Source organism: Thermohalobaculum sp., assembly GCF_058622915.1.
Genome location: NZ_JBZSYN010000098.1, coordinates 1 through 15,427, shown reverse-complemented (window position 1 = coordinate 15,427; position 15,427 = coordinate 1). Strand labels below are relative to the sequence as shown.

Sequence of the window (15,427 nt, the reverse complement as noted above, 5' to 3'; positions counted from 1 at the left end):
TGACGGGCCATGCGAGGGCCACCGGCCCGGCGCGGCCGGCGCCGCGCCCGGCCGGAAAGCCCCGAGCGCCGCAGCCGAGACCGTGGTCGAAGCCCGGTGCCCGGCCCCGGCCAGCGCATGCGTCAACGCCGAGACCACCAGCCCGCGCACCACGCCGGGCTCGCGAAAGCGCACCTCGGCCTTGGCCGGGTGGACATTCACGTCCACCCGCTCGGGCTCGAGCTCGAGGAACAGCACCGCCGCCGGGTGCCGGTCGCGGGCGAGGAAATCGGCGTAGGCGCCGCGCAGGGCGCCGGCCAGCAGGCGGTCCTTCACCGGCCGGCCGTTGACGAACAGATACTGCGCCGTGGCCGCGCCGCGCGCATAGGTCGGCAGCGCCGCGAAGCCCGTCAGCCGCGCGCCCTCGCGCTCGGCGTCGATGGCGAGCGCGTTCTCGGCGAAGGCGGCGCCCAGGATGCGGCCGATCCGCGCCAGCCGCGCCTCGGCCAGATCCCCCGCTTCCGCCTCGGCGCGAAACATCCGGCGGCTGGTCTCGCCAGAGACGTCTGAGAGCTCGAAGGCGATGCCCGGCTCGGCCATGGCCAGCCGCCTCACCACCTCGCCGATCGCCTGCGCCTCGGCACGCGCGGTGCGCAGGAACTTCAGCCGCGCCGGCGTGGCGCAGAACAGGTCGCGCAGCTCCACCGTGGTGCCCGGGCCGCGCGCCGCCGGCCGCGGCCGGCCGATCTCGCCTGCCAGCGCCGCGATCTCCCAGGCCTCCGCGGCGTCAGCAGCCCGCGAGGTCAGCGTCAGCCGGGCCACCGCGGCCATCGAGGGCAGCGCCTCGCCGCGGAAGCCGTAGCTGGTGATGTGCACCAGGTCCGAGCCGTCGATCTTCGAGGTGGCGTGCCGGTCGAGCGCGAGGGGCAGGTCGTCGCGCACGATGCCGGCGCCGTCATCGGCGACCCGGATCAGCGTCTTGCCCCCCTCGGCAATGCCGACCTCGATGCGCCGCGCGCCCGCGTCGATGGCGTTCTCGATAAGCTCCTTGACCGCAGAGGCCGGCCGCTCGACCACCTCGCCCGCCGCGATGCGGTTCGCGGCCGACTCGTCGAGCCGCCGGATTCGTCGCGGAGAGCCCATCATATTGCGGCTATGCTCGTTCATGCCACAAGCCATAGCATGGCCGCGGCGATTCTGGAACGGGCGAGTCCGGCCGCGCCTGCCCGGTGCGCCCCGCGGCGCGGTTCACAAACCGTCGGGCTTGCCGGCCACGACGATGGAAAGGGCATCGGGCTTGAGCAGCCGCTTCGCCACGCGCTTGATGTCGTCCTGCGTCACCGCCTCGATCAGGCCCTTGCGCCGGTCGATATAGTCTATGCCGAGGTTTTCGACCTGCATGTAGATCAGGTAGTTGGCGATCTTGGCGTCCGAGTCGATTTCGAGCGGAAAGGCCCCGGTCAGGTACCGCTTGGCGTCGTCGAGCTCCTGCGCCGTGACGCCGTCCTTCGCCATGCGCGCCCATTCCGAGCGGATCAGGTCGAGGCTCTCGGCCATCTTGGCGTTGGCTGACTGGACGTTGCCGAGATAGAGCGGCTCGGCCTCCAGCTCGGCGAGGTAGGAATAGACCCCGTAGGCCAGCCCGCGCTTGACCCGCACCTGCTGCATCAGCCGCGAGGTGGTGTTCCCGCCGCCCAGGATGTAGTTCATCACGAAGGCGGGGATAAAGTCCGGGTCGTTGCGGGCGATGCCGGTCTGGCCGAAGATCGCGGCCGATTGCGGCACATCGAGCTTGATCACCTTGACCCCGGGCGGCGGCGTCGCGTCGACCTTGCGGGCCTTGTTCGGCTTGCCCTTGTCAAGGCCGGCCAGCAGGGTGTCGACCATCTGCCCGGCCTTGTCCGGGTCGATTGCCCCGACCACGGCGATGCGCGCCGAGGCGCGGGTGAGAAGTCGCTTGTGCGCCGCGATCAGGTCGTCGCGGGTGATCGAAGCGATGCTTTTCTTGGTGCCGTCGACCGGCATCCCGTAGGGAAGGCCCGGAAAGGCGCACGCGTACCAGGCGCGGCTCGCCACGGTGGCCGGGTCGGTCTCGTTTTGGGCCAGCGAGGCGAGCAGCTGCCCGCGCACCCGCTTGATCGCGTCCGGGTCGAAACGCGGCTGCCCCAGCGCCGTGGCGAGCAGCTTCACGCTCGGGTCCAGCGTCTCCGTCAGCATCCGCGCCGACACCTGCACCGAATCGCGCCCGACATTGAAGCCGAACCGCGCCGCCAGATCATCGCGCCGCTTGGCGAAGGCGACCGAGTTGAGGTCGCCCGCGCCCTCGTCGAGCAGTCCCACCGTCAGCTGCGCCAGCCCGGCCTTGCCCTGAGGGTCGAGCCGGGCGCCGCCGTCGAAGCTGATCTCCAGCGCGACGATGGGAATCGCCGGCTCCCGGACCATCCAGAAGACCTGCCCCTTGGGGCTGGTGACCTTCTGGATGTCGAGCGCCTGGGCGGGGGCCGCGAACCCTGCCGCGAGGCTTGCCGCCAGCACAAGCCCCGCCAGCGCCGAGAGCGGGGCGCGCATCACCGTCACTGCGTTCATGAGCCCTTCTCCCCCTTGCCCTCGAGCCAGCCGGTGGCCGAGCGGTCCGGGACCAGGTACTTCGCCGCCACGGCGCGCACCTGCTCGGCCGTGACCGACTCCAGCACCTTGGGCCAGTTCTGCACGTCCTGGACCGTCTCCCCGACGGCCAGCGCCGCACCGTAGCGGTGGGCCAGGGCGGCCTGGTTGTCCTGGGCGTAGATCAGCGAGGCGCGCACCAGCCGCTTGGCCCGGTCCAGCTCATCCGGCGTCGGCCCCTTGCTCGCGAACTTGGCGATCACCGAATCGATGCCGTGCTCGACCTCAGCCAGCGTGTGCCCGTGGGCCGGCACAGCGTAGATGCCGAACGCGTGCGGGTCGCGGCGCACCGCCGAGTACGACGCGCCGGTCTCGATCGCCAGCTTCTTCTCGACCTCGAGCGTGCGGGAAAGGCGCGAGGTCATGCCGCCGCCGAGCAGGTCGCTCAGCACCTCGAGCGCCGCCGCCTCCTGCGGGTTCTTCGGGTCGTAGGTCGGCACGAGATAGAGCCGCTCCACCACCGGCTGCCTGACCCGCGCGTCATGCATCACGACGCGCACCGGCGCGCGGTGGGGCGGCTCCTGCGGCCGGGCCGCGGGCGGCTGGCCCGAGGGCGCGATGGGCCCGTAGTTCTTCTCCGCCAGCTTGCGCACCTGATCGGGCGTCACATCGCCCGCGACCACCAGTATGGCGTTGTCGGGAGCATAGTAGCGCTTGTAGAACCTCTCCTCGTCCTCGAGGCTGAGCTTCTTCATCTCGTGGCGCCAGCCGATCACCGGAATGCCGTAGGGGCTGTTCTGGTAGAGCGCGGCGGAAAGCTGCTCGCTGAACAGCGCCTGCGGATTGTTGTCGATGCGCTGGCTGCGCTCCTCGAGGATCACCGAGCGCTCGGTCCTGACCACGGCCTTGGTGAGCTTGAGGTGGCTCATCCGGTCCGCCTCCATGCCCATGACCAGATCCAGCCGATCGGCTGCGATATGCTGGAAATAGGCGGTGAAGTCCTGACCGGTGAAGGCGTTCTCGGTACCCCCGTTCTGGGCCACGATCTGCGAAAACTCACCCGCCTTGAGCTTGTCGGTGCCCTTGAACATCAGGTGCTCAAGGAAATGCGCGATGCCCGAGTGACCCCAGGGCTCGTCCGCGGCGCCCACCCGGTACCAGACCATGTGGGTGACGACCGGCGAGCGGTGATCCTCGATCACCAAGACCTGCATGCCGTTCTTGAGTGTGAAATCGGTGACCTTGGGCGCGGCATCGACCGGCCGGGCCAGGGCCGCCAGAACCAGGAAGGCCATGGCGGCAAGGCGCGTGAGACTCATGCGGGGGTCCTGTTGCTGTGCGTCAGGGCCCGCGTCGGAAGGCGCGGGGCGGGTTCAGTAGGCCGGCTGCGGGGGCGGGCTGACCGTGTTGTGCGGCACCCGGTCGATCTCCGGCGGGGCGGACTCGGCCGTCTTCTGCTGCGCCTTGGCGGCTTCGCGCTTGGCGGCATTCGGATCGACCGGGGTCGGGACGCCTTCGGCCTCCAGGCGCTTGGCCTCGGCATCCGGGTCGATGACCTGGCTCTTGTCGATCTTTTGCTGGCTGCCGCCGAAGCCGAGCAGCTCCCATATGGTCGGCGGCTCGTAGGGCTTGTTCGCCTCCGCCTGCTTGTTCTCCTGCTTGAGCTGGACGCGGATCTCGCTCGAGGCCGAGGCGGCCTTGGCCGAGCTCAGCAGCGCCTGCTCGCCGGCGCTCGGCGCGGAGGATGTGGTGGCGACGGGCTGCGCGTTCGGGCCCAGCAGGGCCACGATCGCCTCGTGCTCCGGCTTCGGCGCGCGCGGCGACGGGACGCCCGGCGTCGGCTTGGGCAGGTCAAAGGTCTTGGGCACCACCGGCGGCTGGTAGTGCATGACCTGGAACTCGTCGGGCGACGGCGCCGTTCCGGTCATGGCCTCCACCGGGTCGCCCAGCCGGCCGCAGGACGCGAGCAGGGCGAGCGCCGCCATTGCCGCCGCCGTCCGGCCCGCCATCCGGGCCGCTTGTCCGAACCGCATCCTCACTGCTCCTCTGTCGCCTGCGCGCCCGCCTGCGCCGCATCGCGCCCGGGGCCGGCATTGTGCCCCCGCTGGTGCGCGCGCGCAACGCCGGCGCATTCAGGCCTTCCATACGATCAGCGCCGCGCCGGCAAAGATCGCCACGTCCGCCACGTTGAAAGCATAAGGATTGGCGATTCCGCAACAGCTCATGTTGAGAAAATCCGCCACCGCCCCGTACATGACCCGGTCCCAGGCGTTGCCGAGCGCGCCGCCGATGATGATTCCCGCCCCCCAGGCCAGCGGCATCGCCTTCGCCGCCCCGTCCCGCGCGGCGCGCCGGCGCATCCACAGCGCCAGCGCCACCGAGATGACCACGGCGAGCCCGATCAGCACCCAGCGCGACACCCCGACGCCGATGCCGAAGTTGACGCCCCGGTTCCAGGCCATGACGAAGGTCAGGAAGGGCGGCCAGACCGCGATCCGGCCGGCATGCGCCAGGTCCAGCCCCTCGACCACCCACCACTTGCTCAGCCGGTCGAGCGCAAAGACGCCGAGCGCCACCTGGCCCATGCGCCAGGTCGCCGGTCCGGCGACGGCGCGCAGGCGCGCCAGAAGGGCGGGGGCCGGCCCGGTCACCGTCAGCCATGCCTCATGGCTGCCGGAATCCCTGGGCGAAGGCGGGGGTCGGATCCTTCAGCAGCTGCCCGGCCAGGATGCAGCTGTAGTAATAGGCCGCCGACAGACGGTTCTCGTACTCGAAGATCCTGTAGTCCGGATGCTGCGGGGGCACCGGCTCCGGACCGCGATAGCCGGACTGGTCGATCAGACGCAGCACCTCCGCCATCTCGGGGCAGCTCAGCGCATCGATCTTGGGCATCGCGATGATCGCCCCGTTCGAGGCAAGCGCCCGGGGCACCGCCTCGGGCAGCGAGGCCTGCGTGTCGCCAGCCGACGGTGCCGGTTGCGTGTCGCCCCGCGCCGCCGGCTGCGCTCCGCCCGTCACCGCCTGCTGTGCGGCGGCCGAGGTCGCGCCGCCGCACCCCAGCGCCAGGCCCAATGCCGCCAGAACCAGAAAACTCGGCCCTCGCATCGCCATCGCTTTCGCCCCAAACCGCGCCCCAAACCGCGCCCCATGCCGCGCCCCGTGCCGCGCCGGCTGCCAGTCTCGGCGCGCATCCGGGCGAATCTTGGGCGGCATCCACCTCACCCATGCCCGGCCAGCGCCGCGTCGCAGCGGCCGCAAACCCCGGCATGGGCGTGGCTGCCCACATCCGGCAGGACCTTCCAGCACCGATGGCATTTCAGGCCATCGGCGCACTCGAACACCACCCCGATCGCCGGATCGTCGAGACGGAAGGCCTCGTCGGGCGGCGTCTGCTCGGCGAGCGTGAGGTCGGAGGTGATGCACAGATCCGCCATCTCCACCGATTTTACCGCCGCCGCGATCTCGGCGTCGTCGACATAGAGCACCGGCGCCGCCTCGAGCGAGGCGCCGATCACCTTGTCGCGCCGGGCGATCTCCAGCGCGCCGGTGACCACGCGGCGCGCCGCGCGCACCTTGGCCCATTTGGCCGCGAGCCCGTCGTCGCGCCATCCCTCGGGCGTGGCCGGGAAGTCCTCCAGATGCACCGAGCTCGCCTCGCCGGGATGCCGGCACAGCCAGGCCTCCTCGGTTGTGAAGGGCACGATCGGCGCCAGCCAGGTCACCAGCCTGTGGAACAGCGCCTCCATCACGGTCAGCGCCGCGCGCCGGCGCGCACTGTCGGCGGCGTCGCAGTAAAGCGCGTCCTTGCGGATGTCGAAGTAGAACGCCGACAGGTCGCCGGTGGCGAAGGTGAAGAGCTTTTGGAACACCGCCTGGAAATCGAAGTCTGCATAGCCGCGCCGCACCTCTGCATCCAGCACGGCCAGCCGGTGCAGCACCCAGCGCTCGAGCTCGGGCATGTCGCGCGCCTCGACGCGGGCGCCGCCGTCCCGGCTCCCCAGCGCGCCCAGCATGAAGCGCAGCGTGTTCCTCAGCCGCCGGTAGCTGTCGGCCGCGCTCTTCAGGATCTCCGGGCCGATGCGCAGGTCCTGGGTGAAGTCCGACAGCGCCACCCAGATGCGCAGGATGTCGGCACCGTATTGCTTCATCACGTCCTGGGGCGCCACCGTGTTGCCCAGCGACTTCGACATCTTCTGGCCCTTCTCGTCCAGCGCGAAGCCGTGCGTCACCACGCTCTTGTAGGGCGCCCGGCCGCGTGTGCCGCACGCCTGCAAAAGCGAGGAGTGGAACCAGCCGCGGTGCTGGTCGGTGCCCTCGAGATAGACATCGGCCGGCCAGACCCCGTCGGCCCGGTCCCTCAGCGCGAAGGCGTGGGTGGAGCCGGAGTCGAACCACACGTCGAGGATGTCGTCGACCTTGTGCCACTGCTCGATGTCGTCGCGCCCGGCGAGGAAGCGCGCGCGCGCGCCCTCGGCGAACCAGGCATCGGCGCCCTCCTCGCGGAAGGCTTCGACGATGCGGGCGTTGACCTCAGGGTCGCGCAGGATCTCGACCTCGCCCGCGCCGGTCTCGCGGATGAAGCAGGTCAGCGGCACGCCCCAGGCGCGCTGGCGGCTCAAGACCCAGTCGGGCCGGTTCTGGATCATCGCGTGCAGCCGGTTGCGCCCGGCGCCGGGCACGAAGCGCACCAGCCGCTCGATCGAGGCCAGCGCGCGGGCGCGGATGGTCTCGCCGAATTCGTCCATGCCGTCGCCCAGGGGCTTGTCGATGGCGACGAACCACTGCGGCGTGTTGCGAAAGATCACCGGGGCCTTGGAGCGCCAGCTGTGCGGGTAGCTGTGCGTGAGCTTGTCCCGCGCGATCAGCGCCCCGACCTCCCTGAGCTTGGCGATCACCCGCTCGTTCGCATCGCCCTCCTTGCCCTTCTGGTCGAAGATCACCGCGCCGCCGAAGATCGGCAGGTCGGCCCGGAAGCTGCCGTCCTCGAGCACGTTGTGGGTCATCGGCAGGCCGTGCTTGACGCCGACATTGTAGTCGTCGGCGCCGTGCGAGGGCGCGGTGTGCACGAAGCCGGTGCCGGCGTCCTCGGTGACGTGCTCGCCAGGCAGCATCGGCACGTCATAGTCCCAGCGGTTCTCCTCGGGCTCGGCGGCGTCGACGAGGCCGCGCAAGGGGTGGGCGCAGGTGATGGCGCCGAGCTCTTCCGCGCTCACCGGCCGAACCTTCTCATAGCCCTCGACGCGGGCCGCCTTCATCACCTCGGCGGCCAGCTTGTCGGCCAGCAGATAGGTCTCGCCCGCCTGCGCCCAGTTGCCCTCGGGGGCGGCTGTGACGCGGTAGAGGCCATAGGCGATCTCCGGATGAAAGCAGATCGCGCGGTTCTGCGGGATCGTCCAGGGCGTCGTGGTCCAGATGACGACCTTTGCCTTGGCAAGTTCGGTGATCTTGTCCGAACTCTGTTCCGGCTCATGCGAAATCGCAGAGATGGGAAACTTCACCCAGACCTGCGGGCTGACATGGTCGTGGTACTCGATCTCGGCCTCGGCCAGCGCGGTCTTCTCCACCGGCGACCACATCACCGGCTTCGAGCCGCGGTAGAGCGCGCCGTTCATGACGAACTTCATGAATTCCTCGGCGATCACCGCCTCGGCGCCGAAGGCCATGGTCAGGTAGGGGTCCTCCCACTTGCCGATCACGCCCAGCCGCTTGAACTCGGCGCGCTGCACGTCGATCCAGTACTCGGCGAAGCGGCGGCACTCGGCGCGCAGCTCGTTGACCGGCACCGCGTCCTTGTCCAGGCCGCGGGCCCGGTACTGCTCCTCGATCTTCCACTCGATCGGCAGGCCGTGGCAGTCCCAGCCCGGCACATAGCGGCTGTCATGGCCCAGCATCTGGTGGGCGCGCACCACGAAGTCCTTCAGGATCTTGTTCAGCGCCGTGCCGATATGCAGGTGCCCGTTGGCATAGGGCGGCCCATCATGCAGCACGAAGGGCGGGCGCCCGGCCTTGGCGCGCAGACGGTCGTAGATGCCCAGCTCCTCCCAGCGCGCCAGCCAGTCCGGCTCGCGCTCGGGCAGGTTGCCGCGCATGGGAAAGTCCGTGCGCGGCAGGAACAGGGTGTCCTTGTAGCTCGGCGTCTCGCCCGCGGGCGCGGGCTTCGGCGCGGGCTTGGCAGAGGTCTCGGCGGTCATCGCACGGCTCTCGGTCTTAGGCCTGTCTGGGTCTGATATCGGGCGCTCGCGCAGCCTTGTCACCCGGCACCGCCGGAGGCTCAGCTGCCCGGGCGGGCCGGGCCCGTAATTCGTCTCGCGATGACGGGCCGGCGCATCATGGCGCGCTTATAGCCGCCGCGCCCGGCCCCGTCCAGCGACGCGCCGCCGCGTGGCGCACGCGACCCACTGTTGCCATCCGGGCAACAATCATTTGACGATTGCGCGTCTTGTGCGAATTCCGGCAATTCGCTATCTCCTGTCCGGACACCACCGAACGCACCCGGCAAGACCGGATAGGGAGACCGACACCATGACCACGCTGACCCAGACCCGCACGACCCCCGCCCTCGCCATCCCGGCGCTCGCGCCCGTCTACGCCGCGCTTAGCGACCTGTCCCAGGCGCTGCTGCGCGTCGTCGCCGGCGGCTTTCTGATGCCGCACGGCGCGCAGAAGCTGTTCGGCTGGTTCGGCGGCTACGGGCTCCAGGGCACGGGCCAGTTCTTCCACACCCAGCTTGGCTTCGCCGACGGCTACCACGCCGCACTGGCGGCGGGCTCGGTCGAGTTCTTCGGCGGGCTGCTGCTCGCCATCGGCCTGATGACCCGCCCGGCCGCGGCCGCAGTCGTCGTGCTGCTGCTGGTCGCCGCCTTCTCCGTCCACATCCCCGGCCCCTTCTTCTGGACCGAGGGCGGCTGGGAATACCCGGTGCTCTGGGCCGTGCTGGCGCTCAGCTTCGCCGTCAGGGGCGGCGGCCGCTACTCGCTCGACCGGCTCATCGGCCGCGAGCTCTGAGCGCCTCTGATCGGCGCAAACTGAAACGGCCCGGCGCGCCGCCGGGCCGTTCGTCATTTGCCGCAGGGGCCGGCGGATCACTCCTCCTCGGAGCCCTCCTCCTCGCCCTCGGCCTCTTCCTCCTCGCCCTCGGCGCCTTCGAGCTCCTCGCCCTCCTCGGCCTCTTCCTCCTCCTCGGCGATCAGCGCCGAGGGGGCCGAGATGTTGGCGATGACGAAGTCGCGGTCGGTGATGGTGGGCGTGATGCCCGCGGGCAGCTCGACATTGGAGATCTTCACCACGTCGCCGATCTCGAGCCCGGTGAGGTCGACCGTGACGTGATCGGGGATGTCGCTCGCCGGCACCTTCAGCTCGACCTCGCTGCGCACCACGGTCAGCACGCCGCCCTGGCGCAGGCCGGGGCAGTCGGCGCGGTTGATGAACTCCACGGCGATGAACAGCGCGATGCGTGCCGTCTCGGACAGGCGCAGGAAATCGGCGTGGATCGGCAGGTCCTTGACCACGTCGCGCTGCACGGCGCGGCAGATCACCCGGTTGTCCTTGCCGTCGACCTTGAGGTTGATCAGGGTCGAGAGGAACCGGCCCGCCTTCAGCGCCCGGATCAGGTCGTTGTACTTGATGTTGATCGCCACCGGGTCCTGCTTGTCCCCGTAGACGACCCCGGGGACCAGCCCCATGCGACGCGCGGCGCGGGCAGCCCCTTTGCCCGATGCCTGGCGCGACGTGGCTTCGACAATCGGCGCATTGGCCATGTCTCGCGCTCCTTCAGTGTTCGGTTTCCGCCCGCGGAGATCCTCCAGGGGTGTAAGCGCCGCGGGAACGGGCCCCTATACGCCATCGGGCGGCAAATGCAAGGGGGGCGGCAAATGAAGGTGGTGGCAAATGCAAGGGGCGGACCACGACGCGCGTATCGGCGTCGGGGGCTGGCCTTCTCCGCGTGGCCACGGCACTCTCGCCCGGCAGCATCGAGGAGAGGCCCCTTGCACATCGTCTGCACCCGGCGCCATCGTCCGCGCCATCCCGGCCGCGCCGCCGCGCCCGGGCCGCGCGACGTCGCGCGCTATGGCGCCCGGCCCGCCCAGTCCGTCAAGCCGGGCGACGATGCCGCGGCCGGGATCGGCCTGAACGCCGCGAACGCAGCCGCGGGGGTGGCGGGTGGCTGATCTGTGCGCCCTTCCCGCCACCGAGCAGGCGCGGCTGGTGCGCGCCCGCGAGATCTCGCCGGTGGACCTCGTCGAGGCCGCGCTGGCGCGCATCGCGCTGGTGCAGCCCGCCCTCAACGCCTTCGCCTTCGTGTTCGCTCACGAGGCGCGCGCGGCCGCCCGCGCCGCCGAGGCCGCGGTCATGCGCGGCGACGCGCTGGGGCCGCTGCACGGCCTGCCGGTGGCCTTCAAGGACTTCACGCCGACGAAGGGCCACGTCATCACGCTTGGTTCGCGCTGCTTCGCCGACCGGGTGGCCGACGCCGACCCGGTGATCGTGCGCCGCTTCAAGGCCGCGGGTGCCATTACCCTGGGCAAGACCACGACGCCCGAATTCGCCCATTCTGGCTTCACCATCAGCCCGCTCTGGGGCGCCACCTCGAACCCCTGGGACGCGGCGCGCAACGCCGGCGGCTCCTCGGGCGGGGCCGGCGTCGCAGCGACCACCGGCTGCGTGGCGCTGGCCGAGGGCACCGACATGGGCGGCTCGGTGCGCATCCCGGCAGCCCTTTGCGGCTGCGTCGGGCTGAAGCCCTCGCTCGGGCGCATCCCGATGGACATCCTGCCCTTCGTCTTCGACTCGCTTAGCCATTTTGGCCCGCTGGCGCGCACGGTCGCGGACGCCGCCCTGTTCCTCAGCATCGCCGAGGGCCCCGACGACGCCGACATCCAGAGCCAGACGGCGCCCGCACCCCTGCCCGACCGGCTCGACCCGGACCTGACCGGCCTTAGCATCGCACTTTCCCCCGACCTTGGCCTCTTCGCCGTCGAGCCGGAGGTGGCCGCCAACCTGCGCGCCACCGCGGACGCGCTGACCGAGGCCGGGGCGGAAATCGAGGAGGTCGCGCTCGAAGTGCCCTTCGAGGTGCTGCGCGCCTGGAACGACTGGTGGGGCGTCTATCTCGCCGCCTGCTTCGGCCACCTCATCGACGCGCACCGCGCCGAGCTCGACCCCCACGTGGTCAAGCTGATCGAGGCGGGGCGCACGCTCGGCGCCGTGCCGTTCAAGCGCATCGAGTGCGTGCGCACCGATCTGTGGCGCCGCCTCGCGGCGGTGTTCTCCCGGTACGACGCGCTGCTGTGCCCGACCATGTGCCGGGGCGCGCCGCTCAACACCGAGCGCGACCGCAACTTCTGGCGCCGCAACGCGCGAGGCCGCGTCGAGGGCCTCGACATGACCGAGATCTTCAACATGGTCGGCCAGTGCCCGGCGCTGTCGGTGCCCTCGGGCATGACATCGGAGGGCCTACCCACCGCCGCCCAGATCGTTGGCCGCCGCTTCGACGACCCGACCGTGCTCAGGATCGGTGCCGCCATCGAGGCACACCGCCCCTGGCGGCACTGGACACCGGCCGACCTGCGCGCGGCGGCCGGCTGACGGGCCGGGCGACTTGAGTCCCTAAATCTGGGCGTCCAAAAGGGTCTTTTTAAAAATACAATGATTTCAATGTGTTGTAAGGCGTCAAAATGTGGACGCCCCGAATCCGGTGCAAAACCGGCCCGGAAACCGCCGCCAGCGCCTAGGCCCCGAGCCCCGGCACGGCCGCGCCGAAGCTGCCGAGCAGCAGCACGAGGTTGAGCCCCAGCACGACCGCCGCCCCGAGGATCGCGGCAGCCCGCGTCCAGGGCCCGTTGACATGCACGCCCATCACCTCGCGCTGGCAGGTGAAATGCACCAGCGCGATCATCGGGATCGGCAGCGCCAGGCTCAGCACCACCTGGCTCAGCACCAGCGCATGGGTGGCGTTGGCGCCCATCGCCACCACCGCGAAGGCCGGGATCATGGTCACCAGCCGCCTCAGCCACACGGGAATGCGGAAGCCGACGAAGCCCTGCATGATCAGCTGCCCGGCCATGGTGCCGACCACCGAGCTGGAGACGCCCGAGGCGATCAGCGAGACCAGGAACACCGCCGCCGCCGCGCTGCCGAGCAGGGGCGTCAGCATGTGATAGGCGGTCTCGATCTCGGCCACCTCCCTGTGGCCGCGGTGGAAGGCGGCCGAGGCCATCACCACCATGGCCATGTTGACCAGCCCCGCGACCGCCAGCGCCACCACCACCTCGCGGTTCGAGAAGCGCACCAGCATGGCCCGCTCGGCCGCGCTTTGCACCCGCACCCGCGCCTGGGTCAGCCCCGAATGCAGGAATACCGCATGCGGCATCACGGTGGCCCCGACGATGCCGACGACGATCACCAGCGCGCTGAAGTCGGGCACCTGCGGCGTCACCATGCCGACGCCCACGCCCGCCCAGTCGACATTGGCGAGGAACAGCTCGGCGACATAGCTCAGCCCGATGATCAGCACGAAGGCGCCGATCACCAGCTCCATCATCCTGAAGCCGCGCCCCTCGAACAGCAGGATCGCGTAGGTGACCACGGCGGTCACCGCCATCCCGGCCAGCAGAGGCATGTCGAACAGCAGCGCCAGTCCGATGGCGCCGCCGAGGAACTCGGCCAGGTCGGTCGCCATCGCCGCGATCTCGCTGATCACCCACATGGCCCAGACCAGCACGCGCGGATAGCGCTCGCGGCACAGCTCGGCCAGGTTGCGCCCGCTGACGATGCCGAGCTTGGCCGAGAGCCCCTGGAACAGCATGGCAATCAGGTTTGCCCCCAGCACCACCCACAACAGCGCATAGCCATAGCCCGCGCCCGCCTGGATGTTGGTGGCGAAGTTGCCCGGGTCCATGTAGGCGACCGAGGCGATCACCGCCGGCCCGATGAAGGGCAGGAAGGCCCGCGCCCCCGAGCGCCGGCCCTCCAGAACCTCGCGGATCGCATGCGAGGTTCGCCGGGTCAGGGTCCCGGCGACAGCGTCGGACGGCATCTGCGGGTCCTTTTGCATGGCACAGATATAGTCGTGGCTAAATTGATTTGCACCTGGCAATCAGTCAGGGGCGATTCGTGCGCCGAAGGCCGCGGCCCCCGGTCGGGTCCGAGGCCTTGGCGCCATGCCATGCGGGGCGCCGGGCCTCAGCCCAGCGGCATCGCCGTCTCGGCCAGCCGCGCCCAGTAGGAGACGCCCAAGGGAATGATCTCGTCGTTGAAGTCATAGGCCGGGTTGTGCAGATTCGCCGTCTCGCCGTTGCCCACAAAGATGAAGGCGCCCGGTCGCGCTTCGAGCATGTAGGAGAAGTCCTCGGTGCCCAGCACCGGCGGCGCGTCGCGCACGACCCGGCCGGCACCGGCGACCTCCTCGGCCACCCTGGCCGCGAACTCGGTCTCGGCCGCGTGGTTGACCGTCACCGGGTAGCCGCGCTCGACGTCCAGCACGGCCCTGGCCTCGAAGGCCGCCGCGATATGGTCGACGATGCCGCGCAGCCGGCGCTCGGCCAGCTCGCGCACCTCCTGCCTGAGCGCCCGGATCGTGCCCTTCATGTGCACGGTCTGCGGGATCACGTTGAAGCTGTCGCCTCCGGTCCTGAGCGTGGTGATCGAGAGCACCGCCGACTCCACCGGATCGACATTGCGCGCCACCACCGACTGCAACGCCTGCATCAGGTGCGCCGCCACCAGCGTCGTGTCGATGCCCTGATGCGGCTTGGCGGCATGGCTGCCACGGCCCTCGATGTCGATGGTGAAGTCGTCCGACGAGGCCAGCAAGCTGCCGGGCCTGAGCGCGAAGGCGCCGACCGGCAGGCCCGGCGCGTTGTGCATGCCGAACACCTGCTGGATGCCGAATCGCTCCATCAGGCCGTCCTGCACCATGGCGTTGCCGCCGCCGCCGGCCTCCTCGGCCGGCTGGAAGATCACCGCCACGGTGCCGTCGAAATTGCGCGTCTCGGCCAGGTACCGGGCGGCGCCGAGCAGCATCGAAGTGTGCCCGTCATGGCCGCAGGCGTGCATCCTGCCCGGCACCTGGGAGGCGTGCGGCACCCCGCTCGCCTCCTCGATCGGCAGCGCGTCCATGTCGGCCCTCAGCCCGATGACCCGGCCCGAGCCGGCCCCGCGCCCGCGGATTACGCCGACCACGCCGGTGCGGCCGATCCCCTCGGCCACCTCGTCGACGCCGAAGCTGCGCAGCTTGTCGGCCACGAAGCGCGCGGTCTCGTGCGTGTCGAAGCCCAGCTCGGGCCGCCTGTGCAGCGCACGCCGCCAGCCTGTGATCTCGTCGTGAAGGTCGGCGACACGGTTGATGACGGGCATGGATGACGGGCTCCTTGCTGCGCCTCAATCGCCGGGCGCGAGATGCTGCGCATAGACCTCGATGGCCTGCTCGAGCGTGCGCGAGTCGTCCAGCGTCTCGCGCGTCTCGGCGGCGAAGGGGGTGCGGGCGAGCAGCGAGAAGACCGCCGCCGCGCCCTCGTGGAAGGCCGGCGTGACGCCCGCCGAGGCCATGGTGGCGGCGATCTCCTCCATCTCGCCGACCCAGCGCGCCGAGTCCGCCGGCAGGCGCGGCACCCGCGTGCGCATGGCCTCGAGCGCCGCACCCTGGCTGTTGGCGTATTCGGCGAGCGTCTCCTCGAAGATGCCGAGTTGCCAGGCGGCCACCAGCAAAGCCGTGTGCAGCGTGAAGGTGCCCTTGGTCAGCCCGGCATAGACCATCTTGAGCCCCGAGGCGCGACCGGGCTCCGCCCCCATCGGGATCACCTCGATGCCCTTGCCGTCGAGCCGCTCCATCGGCCCGGTATTCGGC

14 protein-coding genes are annotated in these 15,427 nt (G+C 70.4%); 3 read left to right on the top strand and 11 right to left on the bottom strand.

Going from position 1 to position 15,427, the window contains the following annotated elements; translation table 11 throughout:
* The 7 genes from mutL to ileS all read right to left on the bottom strand — a co-directional run.
* On the bottom strand, nucleotides 1-1,146 hold a 1,146-nt coding region (gene mutL, locus AC32QD_RS08145), incomplete at its 3' end, for a DNA mismatch repair endonuclease MutL (RefSeq protein WP_492009992.1).
* 81 nt (nucleotides 1,147-1,227) lie between these two features.
* A complete protein-coding gene (locus AC32QD_RS08140; RefSeq protein ID WP_492009991.1) occupies nucleotides 1,228-2,565 on the bottom strand; it encodes a M16 family metallopeptidase in 1,338 nt (445 codons plus the stop codon).
* Entirely contained in the window at nucleotides 2,562-3,902 is a 1,341-nt protein-coding gene (locus AC32QD_RS08135; RefSeq protein ID WP_492009990.1) for a M16 family metallopeptidase, read from the bottom strand. The genes AC32QD_RS08140 and AC32QD_RS08135 overlap by 4 nt, the downstream gene beginning before the upstream one ends.
* A 54-nt stretch (nucleotides 3,903-3,956) precedes the next feature.
* Entirely contained in the window at nucleotides 3,957-4,568 is a 612-nt protein-coding gene (locus AC32QD_RS08130; protein ID WP_492009989.1) for a DUF3035 domain-containing protein, read from the bottom strand.
* Between the two features lie 147 nt (nucleotides 4,569-4,715).
* Complete coding sequence (gene lspA / locus AC32QD_RS08125) at nucleotides 4,716-5,168, bottom strand: signal peptidase II (protein ID WP_492009993.1); 453 nt, start codon at nucleotides 5,166-5,168, stop codon at nucleotides 4,716-4,718.
* 79 nt (nucleotides 5,169-5,247) lie between these two features.
* Nucleotides 5,248-5,694, bottom strand: a complete 447-nt coding sequence (locus AC32QD_RS08120) for a hypothetical protein (RefSeq protein ID WP_492009988.1) — start codon at nucleotides 5,692-5,694, stop codon at nucleotides 5,248-5,250.
* Nucleotides 5,695-5,801: 107 nt separating this feature from the next.
* A complete protein-coding gene (gene ileS / locus AC32QD_RS08115) occupies nucleotides 5,802-8,774 on the bottom strand; it encodes an isoleucine--tRNA ligase (protein ID WP_492009987.1) in 2,973 nt (990 codons plus the stop codon).
* A 331-nt stretch (nucleotides 8,775-9,105) separates the two neighbouring features.
* On the opposite strand from ileS, the gene AC32QD_RS08110 reads away from it, so the two are divergent.
* Entirely contained in the window at nucleotides 9,106-9,588 is a 483-nt protein-coding gene (locus AC32QD_RS08110; RefSeq protein WP_492009986.1) for a DoxX family protein, read from the top strand.
* A gap of 77 nt (nucleotides 9,589-9,665) precedes the next feature.
* Here AC32QD_RS08110 and AC32QD_RS08105 read toward each other — a convergent pair whose 3' ends face one another.
* Entirely contained in the window at nucleotides 9,666-10,340 is a 675-nt protein-coding gene (locus tag AC32QD_RS08105; RefSeq protein WP_492009985.1) for a 50S ribosomal protein L25/general stress protein Ctc, read from the bottom strand.
* 228 nt (nucleotides 10,341-10,568) lie between these two features.
* Between AC32QD_RS08105 and AC32QD_RS08100 the strand changes: the two genes are divergently transcribed.
* Together AC32QD_RS08100 and AC32QD_RS08095 are read left to right on the top strand one after the other, a co-directional pair.
* Nucleotides 10,569-10,751 carry a hypothetical protein gene (locus AC32QD_RS08100; protein WP_492009984.1) on the top strand — a complete coding sequence of 61 codons (183 nt, stop codon included), beginning with the start codon at nucleotides 10,569-10,571 and terminating at the stop codon, nucleotides 10,749-10,751.
* Nucleotides 10,744-12,168 carry an amidase gene (locus AC32QD_RS08095; protein ID WP_492009983.1) on the top strand — a complete coding sequence of 475 codons (1,425 nt, stop codon included), beginning with the start codon at nucleotides 10,744-10,746 and terminating at the stop codon, nucleotides 12,166-12,168. Before AC32QD_RS08100 ends, AC32QD_RS08095 begins: the two co-directional genes overlap by 8 nt.
* Before the next feature lie 142 nt (nucleotides 12,169-12,310).
* Here the strand turns inward: AC32QD_RS08095 and AC32QD_RS08090 are convergent, their stop codons facing one another.
* The 3 genes from AC32QD_RS08090 to AC32QD_RS08080 all read right to left on the bottom strand — a co-directional run.
* Nucleotides 12,311-13,618 carry an Nramp family divalent metal transporter gene (locus AC32QD_RS08090; RefSeq protein WP_492009982.1) on the bottom strand — a complete coding sequence of 436 codons (1,308 nt, stop codon included), beginning with the start codon at nucleotides 13,616-13,618 and terminating at the stop codon, nucleotides 12,311-12,313.
* Between the two features lie 146 nt (nucleotides 13,619-13,764).
* Entirely contained in the window at nucleotides 13,765-14,937 is a 1,173-nt protein-coding gene (locus AC32QD_RS08085; RefSeq protein WP_492009981.1) for a M20 aminoacylase family protein, read from the bottom strand.
* 24 nt (nucleotides 14,938-14,961) lie between these two features.
* A partial coding sequence (locus AC32QD_RS08080; RefSeq protein ID WP_492009980.1) for a DUF1932 domain-containing protein occupies nucleotides 14,962-15,427 on the bottom strand: 466 nt, incomplete at its 5' end.